The sequence below is a fragment of the Lachnospira hominis (ex Hitch et al. 2025) genome (assembly GCF_040096395.1).
Lineage (GTDB): Bacteria > Bacillota > Clostridia > Lachnospirales > Lachnospiraceae > Lachnospira > Lachnospira hominis.
On sequence record NZ_JBBMES010000014.1, the window covers coordinates 12,625 to 26,757 of the forward strand.

Genomic DNA, 14,133 nt, shown 5'->3' on the forward strand with positions numbered 1-14,133 from the left:
TCCTGCAAGGGCAGTCGCATTTTGCTTCGCAAAACAAGGAGGATTAGATGCAGGATTTTATTAAAATTAATAAAGATGATAATGTTGCTGTAGCATTAAAGCCTATTGCAAAAGGCACTACTCTTAATGTTGCAGGAATTGATGTGACAACTGTAGAAGATATTCCACAGGGACACAAATTTGTAATTAAAGCTATCAAGAAGGGTGAACCGGTTGTTAAATATGGTTTCAGAATTGGATTTGCACAGGCTGACATTCCTGTTGGAGCATGGGTTCATACTCATAATTTAAAGACAGGTCTTGGTGAATTACTTGATTATACTTATGAGCCTGAAGGACATAAAGATGTAGAGCCGACAGAACCAGCTTATTTTGAAGGATATATGAGAGAGAATGGCAAAGTTGGTGTCCGTAATGAAGTATGGATTGTTCCTACAGTAGGCTGCGTTAATTCAATCGCAAGAGCAATTGAAGCAACAGCAAGAGCAAATAAGCCTGAAGGCGTAGATGAAGTAGTTGCATTTACACATCCTTATGGCTGTTCTCAGACAACAGAAGACCAGGAGAATACAAGAAAGATTCTTGCTGACCTTATCAATCACCCAAATGCAGGTGCAGTGCTTGTACTCGGTCTCGGATGTGAAAACAGCCGTATAGAAGTTCTCAAGGATTATATAGGTGAAGTAAATCCGGACAGAGTTAAGTTTTTACAGGTTCAGGATGTTGAAAATGAGCAGGAAGAAGCAGAGAAGCTTATGAATGAGCTTATGGCTTATGCTGCCAACTTCAAACGTGAAAAAGTTAATGCAAAAGAACTTATTATTGGTATGAAGTGCGGTGGTTCTGATGGATTGTCAGGTATCACAGCTAATCCTACAGTAGGTCTTTTCTCTGATATGCTTGTATCTAAGGGTGGTACAACTATTCTCACAGAAGTACCTGAAATGTTTGGTGCAGAGACAATTCTTATGAACAGATGTGCCAACAAGGAACTTTTTGAGAAGACAGTTCACCTTATCAATGATTTCAAGGAATACTTTATTAAAAATGGACAGGAGATTTATGAAAATCCATCTCCAGGAAATAAGGATGGCGGTATCACAACTCTTGAAGACAAATCACTTGGATGTACACAGAAATCAGGCTCATCTCTTGTAAAGGGTGTTCTTGCATATGCAGAACCTGTTAATACTAAGGGGCTTAACCTTCTCAGTGCACCGGGAAATGATCTTGTTGCAGCTACAGCCTGTGCAGCATCAGGTGCACAGATGGTTCTTTTCACAACTGGTAGAGGAACACCATTTGCATCACCGGTTCCTACTGTTAAGATTGCAACAAATTCAAGACTTGCAGGAAATAAATCTAATTGGATTGATTTTAATGCAGGTAGAATTGTTACAGATGACCTTCCACTTGAAGATGCTGCAAAAGAACTTTTCCAGCTTGTGCTTGATGTTGCTTCAGGAAAGAAAGTTAAAGCTGAAATTGCAGGTTTCCATGATTTAGCAATATTTAAACAGGGTGTAACATTATAATTGCTTGCTATAATGATATTTTTCTAAGATATCGGTTATAGTTTTATAGAAGAATTTTAATAATTTCAGGTTTATAAAAGCCTGCCAAATGTATCATAAAGATGCTTTTGGCAGGCTTTTTTGCAATGTGGCACTTGACAAAAAATATCGGGGGTAGAATAAAAAGGGAATTCATTAAACATGAAATTCTTAAATTACATTTAAAGGAGAAAAAATATGAGGATGATTAAGAAATTGACGGGCTGCATAGAAACAATTGCAGCGACAGCAATATTACAGCAAAACAGCAACAGTGGATAGTAGGTTATCCGGATGGAAGTGAATATAATTTTCTGTTTGATGGAACAAAATATTGTAGAATGTCTATTTGGAGTGACTGATATATCTGGGACAAATGAAAAATAATTAAATAAAGACAGGCAGTATTGGAATTCTGAAATTGAAATTTTAATGCTGTCTATTTTTATTGCAAATGTACAAAAGAAAAAGGGCGGTGCTGTAAGACACCGCCCATCTTGGATGAATCTTAAATTAATGAATCAGATTATCTCTGAACTCTGGCACCAGCACCACCAACGATACCTTCAACTTCCTTAAGAGAAGCCATTGTTGTATCACCAGGAGTAGTCATAGCTAATGCACCATGAGCAGCACCGTAGTTAACAGCCTTCTCAGCATCTTCAAATGTCATAAGACCATATACAAGACCTGAAGCGAATGAATCACCGCCACCAACTCTATCCATGATCTCAAGACCATCATACTGAGCAGCCTTGTAGATTTCTCCATCAGCCCAGCAGATTGCTGACCAGTCGTTAACTGTAGCTGTCTTAACCTGACGAAGTGTTGTTGCAACAGCCTTGAAGTTAGGGTATGTAGCAGCAGCTTCGTTAATCATCTTCTTGTAACCATCAAGGTTAAGAGTCTTGAGGTTTTCGTCGTTACCTTCGATTTCAAAACCAAGGCATGCTGTGAAGTCTTCTTCGTTACCAATCATAACGTCAACATACTTAGCAACTTCCTTATTAACTTCCTGAGCCTTAGCTAAACCGCCAATAGCTTCCCACATAGATGGTCTGTAGTTAAGGTCGTAAGATACAATTGTACCGTACTTCTTAGCTGCTTTACAAGCTGCGATAACTGTTTCACAAGCCTGTTCAGAAAGAGCAGCGTAGATACCGCCTGTGTGTAACCAACGAACACCTAAACCACCATCGCTCTTGTTCTTGAAGATGTAATCAAAATCGAAATCATCTGGAGTAGCCTGAGAAATAGCTGTGTTAGCTCTGTCAGAACAACCCTTGGCACCACGGATACCGAAACCTCTCTCTGTGAAGTTGAGACCGTTTCTGCAAAGACGACCGATACCATCAGTCTTTTTCCAGCAGATAAGTGATGTATCAACGCCACCCTGTTCGATGAAGTCCTTCATAAGAAGACCTACTTCGTTATCAGCAAAAGCTGTGATAACAGCTGTTCTCATACCGAAACATTTGTGAAGACCACGGATAACATTGTATTCTCCGCCACCTTCCCATGCTCTAAAGCTTCTTGCTGTACGGATTCTTCCTTCGCCTGGATCAAGACGAAGCATTACTTCACCTAATGATACAGCGTCAAAAGTACACTCTTCAGCTGGTCTTAAATTTAATTTCATTTTTTAGATACCTCCAAAAATTAATTTATTACTAAAGTATTTTATCATATAAATTGAATTTAATCTATAACATTAATTGAAAATTTTATAAATTGACAAAGAAAAATGCTGATTCTATTATATTAAATAATAAATATTTTTAGGTGATTGTGAAACAAATTCGCAATCCTGATTAAAAATGCGGTAGGAATCCTGCAATGCAGGCAACTTAAAGTCATACCTTGATTTCAATAAGATTGCATGCTGTGGCAGCTCATTTTATGAATAGACAGGAATATATATACTAATAAAATACTTATGCAGAGGTATATACATATGATATTATAATTGACGCACAAAAAATAAAGGATTTTGGTTTTATTAAAATTGGAAACGACACATGCTGATAACATGCGGCTGATAACGAACAACACACATTTCATTTATTTTTTTACATTAAAGAATAAGGAGATTTTAATTATGCCAAAATCAAAGGTACAAAATGTTTTATTCACGATTGTCATGGCGTTTGTCATGGTTTATGCTCTTGTGTGCTATAATATAGCACTCGATAAAGGTGGTATGAGCAATGAAATATTTCTCATAGCATTTCATGAAATAGTAATTATGCTTCCTGTTGCATTTGTTCTTGAATTTTTTATTGTCGAAAAATCTGCCACAAAACTTGCATTCAGAATTGTGACGCCACAGGACAGACCGATTTTTATCACACTTGCTATTTCTTCTATGATAGTATGTATAATGTGTCCGATAATGAGCTTTATTGCAACTCTTTTATTTGCACATGCAGGTAATCAGCTGATAGCAGTATGGATTCAGAAAACATTTATGAATTTTCCAGTCGCATTTTTCTGGCAGATATTCATTGCAGGTCCTCTTGTGAGAAATTTATTTGGATTTTTTAATAAAAAAAGTAAATAATTTGAAAAAATATTCCTTTAAACATTGAAAAAATTGTTAAAATAGATTAATATTATATAAAAGATATGACGATACTGAAAGAGTATACCATGTTGTATGTTTGGAGGAATTATATATATGGAGAAGTTGAAACAGATAAGGAAACTTAGGAAAGGCTGGAAAATATTTATTGCAGCCATGCTTGCTCTTATTGTTTTCGGTGGAGTCGGTATGTATGTTGCAGCCAGCTCCAATGTCAAGATAACGATGAGTGTCAGTGGGCTTACGGTTTATAAAGGAAAAACCTCAAAGACGCTGTATGCAAGTTTGTCAGGAACGGATGAGAATGCACAGGAGTCGGTGCCGGTTCCGGAAAGACTTGAGTGGTCTACATCTAATTCACAGATAGCTGATTTTGCAACAGGAACAGAAGATAATCCTGTTTATATGGATTCAGTTACAGGGCTTGCACCTGTAATTCATGGAAATTTTGCAGGAAAAGCTACAATAACAGCTAATTATTATACTAAGAAGTTTGATGAGGATAATAATGAGATTGTTGGTTCAAGAGAACTTCTTGATACAAGAAAAGCGACTGTTACTGTTCCACTTTCTGTTACAGTTACATATAATGGAAGCGAATCGATTCCAAATTATCTTGAAGTTGGTTCACAGCTTTATATAACAACTAATGCGAGTGATGCAAACAGGATTGTTATAGAGACATCTAATGATAAGACAGGAACTGTTTCATCAGATGGCGTTGTAAAACTTGTACAGAGTACAGGAAGTACAGCTACACTTGAAGTAGTTGGTGGTGGTACGACAACGGTTTATGTACGTACAACTGATAATCCGGAAAAGGAAGATGCACTTGTTAAGATATTTAAAGTAACAGGTAAGATTCATTTCCTTGATGGAAAGGGCAATGCAAACGATCAGGATCATTTTATACAGACATCTTCAATTACTCCTTCAAATGGTGTAAAGAGATATATGGTTCTTGATAAAACAGAATATAAAGATTTCATGCAGGAAGAAGTTCCTTCTAATATTATGTATCCTGCAACTTCGGGAGTAACATTCAGAAGTGATGATAAAGACGTCTGCACATATACGGCAGGAAGCCTTCTTGGTGTCCATGCAGGTGTGTCAAGAGTATCGGCTGGTATATATTCACAGGATACACTTGGCAATGAGGTTGCACTTACGAAAGATGAGATTAATGTTGTTGTTCCATTTAAGAAAATGGGTAATAATGTAACTAATCTTAATGTAGGTGATCAGATACAGCTTACAACAACAGCAAAACCATCTGAAGTTACATGGTCTACAACTTCTAACTCTGTACTTCAGGTAGATGCAACGACAGGTCTTGTTACAGCAATGGGAGCAGGAAAAGCTACAATTATTGCAACAAGAACACAGGATGAATTATATACTGTATATGGTCTTCCGTATCAGTTGAAATATGATTTCGTAGTTATCGATGGATTTGGCCTCAGTACAACGAGTGCAACTGTTAATATTGGTGATTCGTTTGATTTGAAAGCACTTGTAACAGATGAAGACTTAAATAAGAGTCCTGTAACATTCAAGGTTGAAAATCAGCCGGCTGCCGATGGTATAACTCCTACAGGGACACTTGTAACAACTACACAGAATGGTAAAGTCCTTACTGTAAAGGGTGTTGCATCAGGTACTGTTAAGATTACAGCAACACAGACAATCAATGGCGTTATGAAGTCAGAGACATGTATTGTCTATGTAACTACACCGGTTGGGGAAATTACAATTAATCCTTCATCGGTAACGGTTGACAGAGGTTCAACAACCACTGTACAGCTTTTATTTAATCCGGCAGGACCGACTAATAATAAAGTTCTCTGGGGTACATCAAATCCTGATGTAGCAACAGTTGAAGGTGATAGTTATACAGCTACAATCACAGGTGTTAAAGGTGGTACAGCCACAATTAATGTTATATCGGAAGATGGACTTAAAGTTGCAACTTGTGATGTTTATGTAAGAGAGCCTGTAACGGGAATTACATTAAATGAAACAACAGTTGAATCATCAATGGCAATTGGTAAGTTCCAGCTTGTTGCTACAGTTAATCCGGCAGGAGAAGGAGTAAACAGAAATGTTACATGGACATCATCTGATACATCTATAATTACAGTAGATGAGAATGGTCTTGTTACATTTGTTAAGCCTGGATATGCAACTGTTGTTTGTAAGACCGAAGATGGTGCATTTATTGCAACATGTAACTTTATTATAAGTATTCCGGTAACATCAATTAAACTTGATTATACAGATGAGATAATGTCGCTTGGGCAGCGTCTTAGAATTACAGCTGAAGTGTTGCCGGTAGATGCATCTAATAAAAATGTATATTGGGAGTCATCAAATACAAATGTTTGTATTGTAGATTCTAATGGTCTTGTTGAAGCAGTAGGAACAGGTAGTTGTACAATCCTTTGTAAGTCTGTAGATGGTGGAAGTACAGCAATGTGTAACATTTATGTAAAACAGCCTGTAACGCAGATTGTGCTTAATACAACAGATATTACGGTAAGAAAAGGACAGGTATTCTGGCTTAATGCTACATGTCTTCCGGAAAATGCTGATAATAAGATTGTAACATGGGAAAGCCGTGATGAGAGTGTTTGTAAGGTTGAAAATGATGGTAAATGTACAGCGACAGGTGCTGGTACTACATCAATTATAGCAACTAATGTTGATACTGGACTAACTGCATATTGTGTAGTTACGGTAACACAGCCTGTAACAGGTATTACACTTAATTCGGATTACCAGCTTATGTGGGTTGGTTCAAAATATGCAATCATACCTACAATTGAGCCGGCTGATGCTGAAAATAAGAATGTAACATATTTCTCAAGTGATTCTACTGTTGCAACAGTAGATGAACATGGTGTTGTTACTGCTTTAAAAGGTGGTACATGTGTTATTGAGGTAACAACAGAAGAATGTCAGCTTACGGCTGCATGTACGATTGAAGTAAAAGAGTATGTTTCTTCCATTACTTTGAGTGAACATAATAAGTTCCTTAATATAGGTGCGAGTGGAACACTTACTGCATCAGTTGAAACTTCTACAGCAACTAATAAGAATATAGTATGGTCATCATCAAATAATGATATTTGTTCAGTGGACCAGAAAGGTAATATAATTGGTTATAATCCGGGTACAGCAGTAATAACAGCAACAGCAGCGGATGGCAGCGGTGTGTCTGATTCATGTATTGTACGAGTTGTTAATCCGGTAACATCTATAAGCGTTGAACCATCAACAGTACATCTGCTTGTGGGTGATTCAACAATTGTTACAGCAAATATTTATCCGGAAGATGCATCAGTAAAGGATGTGGATTGGACTTCATCTAATGAAGCAATTGCAGTAGTTGATGAAGCCGGTGAGATATTTGCATTAAGTACAGGTAAATGTAAAGTTACAGCAACGTCTAAAGATGGCAATGATATCAAAGGTGTTTGCTGGGTATATGTAACACCCGTTGTAAATATTTCATCTATAAAGATTAATTCTAGTGAGATTTATATGCTCACAGGTAAATCAAGACAGCTTACTGTAAGAGTAAGACCAGCTACGAATACAGATTCATATGGATGGTATTCAACAGATACTGGAATTGTTACTGTTAATGATGATGGTGTTATAACAACAGTAGGTCCAGGTACAGCTGATGTTGTATGTGAAAGTACAGCAAATGGTGTATCATCGACATGTACTGTTCATGCTTTGGGACTTAGCAGGTCATATATAACACTTGAACAATATGATTCATACTGGCTTGATGTTCTTGGGACAGATACTGATGATAGAATAATATGGCGAAGCAGTAATCCTAGAGTTTGTACGATAAGTTCAAGTGGACAGGTTATTGCAAGAAAAGCAGGTACAACTACAGTTACTGCAGTTACTCATAATAAGACTATGACATGTACTGTAAGAGTTACCAATATACCTAAGTAATAAAATATAAAAAAATAACAGAAATGCCGGATGGCTAAGAATTAATCTTAGCTGTTCGGCATTTTGGCGTAATTATATAAAAAGAAACAGATGACAAAATGTGGAAGCATAGTGTCATCTGTTTCAATGTATAAATATAAAATATGAGGGGGAGATAGAATTATTAACTCTATCTGATAATTATTATATGCAAAAAATGTGAGCAAAGTGTGTACGTTTAATTAAAGAAATATTAAAAATCAAAAGAAAAAATAAAGCACACTATATATTCAAAATATTAAGAGTATATATAATTTTATATGACTTGTTTTTTTAATGAATACGTAGTATATTATTATTACTTTGCAGTATACAATGCTAAGAATTTTAAACAGGAGTCACCGATATGAGCGATAAAGATAATTTTGATATTGATGATGAACTTGCACGTTCACTGGAACGTCTTGTAGAAGAAGAAACTAATGTTGCGAAAGCGGCATATTCAGAAGATAAAATAAAGGCAGAAGATATAAAGAAAGAGCCTGAAAATATTAATCTTGGAGCAACGCAGATGGTTGACAAAGACAAGGTGAAAAGCTTGACATCTGCTATAAAACTTAATGATGAACAGGATATAAAAACTGTTGATGATACATCTGATTTTACGATAGATGTACCATATGTTGGAAATGCATCAAAAAATACAACATCAATCAAGCCTGTAAAGATTGAAGATGATGAAAATGATTGGGATGAAGATGAAAATCTGGATGAAAGTAAAACAGTGCAGAAAATTAATAAGATGAATTCAGATAATCCGGTTACTATGTCAAATCAGACAAGTCCAGAAGACGGAAAAAATAAAAAAGAACTCGATAAAAAGAGCAAGCTTATAATTGCAGGAGCCTGTGGAATAGCGGCACTTGTAGTTATTATAATAATTGTTATTGCAGTTAATATGAATTCAAAAAATAAGAAGTCATATAAATATAATCTTGAAAAGGGTACACAGTATTACAATACACAGGATTATGATAATGCTGTTACATATCTTACAAAAGCATATAATACAAACGACGGAAAAAAGAATGCTGATATGATGTATGAACTTGCTGATGCACTTGTACATGTTAATCAGAATGACAAAGCGATAGAAGTGTTAAAGTCAGCACTTTCGTATGATAAGATGAATGAAAAGGCACTTCCGCTTCTTGCTAAATTGTATCAGGATGAGAAAAAGGGAACAGAGCTTTCTGAGCTTATAAAAAAATATAAGGGAACAAAGAATGAAGCCTTACTTTCAGATTATAAGGTAGATGAGCCAACATCATCTGAAAATCCTGGAAGCTTTGAAGATTCTGTAGAGATAAATCTTATGGCATCTGATGGATGTACAATTTATTACACAACAGATGGAAGTGAGCCGACAACAAAGAGCAGCAAGTATTCATCAGCTATAAAAATTGAAAAAGATGATGTTACAGTTAAGGCGATAGCAGTTAATTCGATTGGCGTTGCATCAGATGTTGCAGAATTTAAGTATTCTATATCATTGAAAGCACCGGATGCACCTGTGCTTAATCCGTCAGAATCTGATGTAAAAGTTGGAACAAAAATTGTTATTGAAGGTCTTGCAGATGACGAAAAGGCGTATTATACTTTAAACGGAAGCACTCCGTCAGCTAACTCATCACAGTATTCAGGTGGAATTACTCTTGATAAAGCAGGTAATTATGTTGTATCAGTAATTGTCATAAATAAACATAATTTATCAAGTCCTGTTACAAGAGTAAGCTATAATGTTTCGGAAGAGAAGACCTATACAAAGGACGAGGCAGAAAGTATTCTTATGAAACGTCTCGTATCAAATAATAAAGTAAGTCAGTCAGGAACAATGGTTGGCGGTGGCGGAACTGCCAAGCTGGTATATCAGAATACAACAACTATCAGTGGCACTAAGATGTACTATATAAGGTTAGATGTTAATTCTGGAAACAGCACAAAAACAGAAGGATATTACGGCGTTGGAGTAAATAACGGACAGTGTTATGTTATAACTGATAACAATGGATCACTCTCTGCCGTTCAATATTAAATTTTTACTATTACTTTGAAAGGGGTACATAAATGTATAAGATTTTAAAGGCTGAAAAGCTGGCTGAAAAAATTTATCTGATGGATGTATTAGCACCTAGAGTTGCTAAACATTGTCAGCCTGGTCAGTTTGTTATTGTAAAAATGGATGAAAAGGGCGAGAGAATTCCTCTTACAATCTGTGATTACAACAGAGAAGCCGGTACAATTACAATTGTTTTCCAGAGTATCGGTGCATCAACAACAAAGATGGCAGAATTGAAAGAAGGAGACTGTTTTGAAGACTTTGTAGGACCGCTTGGATGTGCATCAGAGCTTGTTCATGAAGATATTGAAGAGTTAAAGAAGAAAAAGATAGTATTCATAGCAGGTGGTGTAGGTACAGCTCCTGTATATCCACAGGTTAAATGGCTTCATGAGCATGGTGTGGATGCAGATGTTATTGTAGGTGCAAAGAATAAAGATATGCTTATTCTTGAAGAGCCAATGCGTGAAGTTGCGGGTAATCTGTATGTTACAACAGATGATGGTAGTTATGTAAGAAAAGGTATGGGTACAGATGTACTTAAAGACCTTGTAAATAATGAAGGAAAGAAATACGATCTTTGTGTTGCTATAGGACCACTTATCATGATGAAGTTTGTCTGTCTTCTTACCAAGGAACTTAGTATTCCAACTGTTGTAAGTATGAATCCTATTATGGTAGATGGTACAGGTATGTGTGGTGCATGCCGTCTTCAGGTTGGAGATGAAATTAAATTTGCATGTGTTGACGGACCTGAATTTGATGGACATAAGGTAGATTTTGATCAGGCTATGAAACGTCAGCAGATGTATAAGACTGAAGAAGGAAGAGCTATGCTTGCACTTACTGAAGGGGATACACATCACGGCGGATGCGGTCACTGCAACTAAATAAAGTGAAGGAATGAGGTTAATACAGAATGGATGTTTTAAAGAAAGTTCCAGTCAGAGAGCAGGCTCCTGACGTAAGAAATAAAAATTTTGAAGAAGTATGTCTGGGATATAACATGGAAGAGGCACAGGAAGAAGCAACAAGATGCATTAATTGTAAGAATGCACAGTGTATAAAAGGATGTCCTGTATCAATTAATATTCCTGGTTTCGTTCATGAGGTAAAAGAAGGAAATATTGAAGAAGCATATAAGATAATAAGTCAGTCATCAGCACTTCCGGCAGTCTGTGGCCGTGTATGTCCACAGGAAAGCCAGTGCGAAGGCAAATGTATAAGAGGTTTTAAGGGTGAACCTATTTCAATTGGTAAGCTTGAAAGATTTGTTGCTGATTATGCAAGAGAACATAATATCAAGCCACAGCCTGCAACAGAAAAGAAAGGCAAGAAAGTTGCTGTAATCGGTTCAGGTCCTTCCGGACTTACATGTGCCGGAGATCTTGCTAAACTCGGATATGATGTTACTATATTTGAAGCACTTCATCAGGCTGGCGGTGTTCTTGTATATGGTATTCCTGAATTCCGTCTTCCTAAGCAGACAGTTGTTGCAAGTGAGATTGAGAATGTAAAGAGCCTTGGCGTAAAGATTGAAACTAATGTTGTAATTGGTAAGTCAATGACAGTTGACCAGCTTCTTGATGAAGAAGGATTTGATGCTGTATTTATCGGTTCTGGTGCAGGTCTTCCGAGATTTATGGGAATTCCTGGTGAGAATGCCAATGGTGTATTTTCGGCAAATGAGTACCTTACAAGAAGCAATCTTATGAAAGCTTTTGATGACAGCTATGATACTCCAATTGCAAGATTTAAGAAAGTGGCTGTTGTTGGTGGCGGTAATGTTGCGATGGATGCAGCAAGAACAGCACTCCGTCTTGGGGCAGAAGTTCATGTCGTATATAGAAGAAGTGAAGCTGAACTTCCAGCAAGAGCAGAAGAAGTACATCATGCAAAAGAAGAAGGTATTATATTTGATCTTCTTACAAATCCTACAGAGATTCTTGCGGATGAGAATGGATGGGTAAAAGGCATTAAGTGTGTAAAGATGGAACTTGGTGAACCTGATGCATCAGGAAGAAGAAAACCGGTTGAAATTGAAGGTTCAGAATTCGTTATGGATCTTGATGCTGTAATCATGTCACTTGGTACATCACCTAATCCTCTTATTAGTTCAACAACAAAAGGTCTTGAAATTAATAAGAGAAAATGTATTGTGGCAGAAGAAGAGAATGGACAGACATCAAAAGAAGGCGTTTATGCCGGTGGCGATGCTGTAACAGGTGCTGCTACAGTTATTCTTGCCATGGGTGCTGGTAAAGCAGCTGCAAAGGGTATTGATGAATTTTTAAGCAAGTAAAATAATTATTTTAAACTATGAGAAACACGCTTCGCGAGTTTCTCAAGTTATCGCGGCAGTCGCCAAGGTCTCGTGCAAGCACGGACTTTGGCTCGTTACACGCGTAAATTAAAAGAACCGTGCCTTGATTAATCCGGATGGATATTATCAAAGCACGGTTTTTGTATTTTGTTAAATATTAATAATGCAATAATTATATGATTTTAAAAGATTTTTTCAATATATTCATCGGCTATTGAATCAACGATATCATCGTTTAAATCAGGGTATTTTTTGTTGATTTCATTTTTTATGTAGCTGCTTCTGCTGAAATATTTCATTTCTTCTGCCATTTGGGAACCATCATATGATGCATCAATCATATCAGCGGTTATGTTGGATGTGAGCCAGTCCTGAATTTCGTAATTGGTCTTTTCTTCTGTGCTGATATTGGACTTTGCTTTCTTTGCGGCCTTAAATGAAATGACTGCAATAATTATAAAAGCAACGAACATTCCAATTAAAACAACGTTAGTTAATATTCCTGATGCACCTTTGTAAGTGAAAAATTTCAGTATGCCGATGTCATTTAATAAAACAACGATAAGTCCGCCGATTCCACATACGAGAAATGTTATTGCTGATGACAGGTTATCCTGATACTTTTCGTTAGAATTTTCATAATTGCTGCCTGTTGTGAGCTGCTCAATGATATTTTCATTATCAGTTGTGTCTGTTGTAATATTTTTTTTGTTAGTTACTTCTTTTTCTTCCATATTATCTCCGTTCCGGGAAAAGATGAATTTCCCTTTTCTTGTTGGATAAATTATATCAGTAAAATGTGAAAAAAAAAAGAACAATGTGGATTTTTTGTCAGGGTTGATAAAAAAAATAAATAGATATATATTTTAATGAGACAAGAAAGGAGTATTTTATGAAAATATTGATAATAAGCGGTGGAAGCATAGATGAAATGTGGGGGCGGAAATGGGTGGCTGATTATGAGCCGGATTATTGCATAGCAGCTGATTCGGGACTGGTTATGGCAGATAAATTAGGACTTACAGTAGACCTTTTGCTGGGAGATTATGATTCGGTTGATAAAAAAATTTTTGAAAAATATAATGGAAACACAAAGACAATAACTTATCCGTGCGAAAAAGATTACACAGACACTCATCTTGCACTGAAAAAGGCAATAGAAAAAATAAAAAAAATGCAGGACGCGTCAAAAGACAGTACAGAGGATGAAATAGCAATTATTGGTGCCACGGGAACAAGATATGACCATGCATTTACCAACATTTTTGTTTTGGATGAATCACTTGAGGCGGGCATCAGATGTGCTATTTATGATAAAAATAATAAGATATATCTTGCGGATAAAAGTTTTGAAATAAGAAAAGATAAGCAGTTTGGTGATTATTTATCATTTGCACCAATGACACCTGAAGCCGGGCTTTCTTTATCAGGAGTGAAATATCCATTAGACAGATATACTCTTAGACAGGGTGAGAGCATATGTCAGAGTAATGAAATAACAGAAATCATAGCAAAAGTGGAAATTTTCACAGGAAAATTGGTAGTTTTTGAGACAAGAGACTAGATATATACTTGTTTTTTTAGATGGATTGTTATAAAA

General features: G+C 36.3%; 9 protein-coding genes. 7 read left to right on the top strand and 2 right to left on the bottom strand.

The annotated features are described in order from the left end of the window. The first annotated feature begins 47 nt into the window (after positions 1-47). Complete coding sequence (locus WMO38_RS11305) at positions 48-1,535, top strand: UxaA family hydrolase (RefSeq protein WP_186836119.1); 1,488 nt, start codon at positions 48-50, stop codon at positions 1,533-1,535. Between the two features lie 544 nt (positions 1,536-2,079). Here the strand turns inward: WMO38_RS11305 and WMO38_RS11310 are convergent. Beyond that, on the bottom strand, positions 2,080-3,192 hold the full coding sequence (locus tag WMO38_RS11310; RefSeq protein WP_186836118.1) for a sugar kinase: 1,113 nt from the start codon (positions 3,190-3,192) through the stop codon (positions 2,080-2,082). A gap of 459 nt (positions 3,193-3,651) precedes the next feature. Here WMO38_RS11310 and WMO38_RS11315 point away from each other — a divergent pair, with 459 nt between their 5' ends. From WMO38_RS11315 to gltA, 5 genes are all read left to right on the top strand, one after another. Continuing rightward, positions 3,652-4,113, top strand: a complete 462-nt coding sequence (locus WMO38_RS11315) for a DUF2798 domain-containing protein (RefSeq protein ID WP_349162769.1) — start codon at positions 3,652-3,654, stop codon at positions 4,111-4,113. Between the two features lie 117 nt (positions 4,114-4,230). Then, on the top strand, positions 4,231-8,112 hold the full coding sequence (locus WMO38_RS11320) for an Ig-like domain-containing protein (RefSeq protein WP_349162771.1): 3,882 nt from the start codon (positions 4,231-4,233) through the stop codon (positions 8,110-8,112). Between the two features lie 385 nt (positions 8,113-8,497). Beyond that, positions 8,498-10,186 carry a chitobiase/beta-hexosaminidase C-terminal domain-containing protein gene (locus tag WMO38_RS11325; RefSeq protein ID WP_349162772.1) on the top strand — a complete coding sequence of 563 codons (1,689 nt, stop codon included), beginning with the start codon at positions 8,498-8,500 and terminating at the stop codon, positions 10,184-10,186. Between the two features lie 32 nt (positions 10,187-10,218). Further along, positions 10,219-11,100: a sulfide/dihydroorotate dehydrogenase-like FAD/NAD-binding protein gene (locus WMO38_RS11330; RefSeq protein WP_349162773.1), complete on the top strand. Its 882-nt coding sequence runs from the start codon at positions 10,219-10,221 to the stop codon at positions 11,098-11,100. A 29-nt stretch (positions 11,101-11,129) separates the two neighbouring features. After that, a complete protein-coding gene (gltA, locus tag WMO38_RS11335) occupies positions 11,130-12,512 on the top strand; it encodes an NADPH-dependent glutamate synthase (RefSeq protein ID WP_021865367.1) in 1,383 nt (460 codons plus the stop codon). A 203-nt stretch (positions 12,513-12,715) separates the two neighbouring features. Here the strand turns inward: gltA and WMO38_RS11340 are convergent, their stop codons facing one another. Then, on the bottom strand, positions 12,716-13,267 hold the full coding sequence (locus WMO38_RS11340; protein WP_349162774.1) for a hypothetical protein: 552 nt from the start codon (positions 13,265-13,267) through the stop codon (positions 12,716-12,718). A 158-nt stretch (positions 13,268-13,425) separates the two neighbouring features. Here WMO38_RS11340 and WMO38_RS11345 point away from each other — a divergent pair, with 158 nt between their 5' ends. Further along, positions 13,426-14,097 carry a thiamine diphosphokinase gene (locus WMO38_RS11345; RefSeq protein ID WP_349162775.1) on the top strand — a complete coding sequence of 224 codons (672 nt, stop codon included), beginning with the start codon at positions 13,426-13,428 and terminating at the stop codon, positions 14,095-14,097. Positions 14,098-14,133: the final 36 nt, after the last annotated feature.

Excerpts from the sequence above, each read along its gene's own strand:
- WMO38_RS11305 (WP_186836119.1), top strand. The coding sequence starts at position 48 with ATGCAGGATTTTATTAAAATTAATAAAGATGATAATGTTGCTGTAGCA.
- WMO38_RS11340 (WP_349162774.1), bottom strand. The coding sequence starts at position 13,267 with ATGGAAGAAAAAGAAGTAACTAACAAAAAAAATATTACAACAGACACA.
- WMO38_RS11325 (WP_349162772.1), top strand. The coding sequence starts at position 8,498 with ATGAGCGATAAAGATAATTTTGATATTGATGATGAACTTGCACGTTCA.
- WMO38_RS11310 (WP_186836118.1), bottom strand. The coding sequence starts at position 3,192 with ATGAAATTAAATTTAAGACCAGCTGAAGAGTGTACTTTTGACGCTGTA.
- WMO38_RS11320 (WP_349162771.1), top strand. The coding sequence starts at position 4,231 with ATGGAGAAGTTGAAACAGATAAGGAAACTTAGGAAAGGCTGGAAAATA.
- gltA (WP_021865367.1), top strand. The coding sequence starts at position 11,130 with ATGGATGTTTTAAAGAAAGTTCCAGTCAGAGAGCAGGCTCCTGACGTA.
- WMO38_RS11330 (WP_349162773.1), top strand. The coding sequence starts at position 10,219 with ATGTATAAGATTTTAAAGGCTGAAAAGCTGGCTGAAAAAATTTATCTG.
- WMO38_RS11345 (WP_349162775.1), top strand. The coding sequence starts at position 13,426 with ATGAAAATATTGATAATAAGCGGTGGAAGCATAGATGAAATGTGGGGG.
- WMO38_RS11315 (WP_349162769.1), top strand. The coding sequence starts at position 3,652 with ATGCCAAAATCAAAGGTACAAAATGTTTTATTCACGATTGTCATGGCG.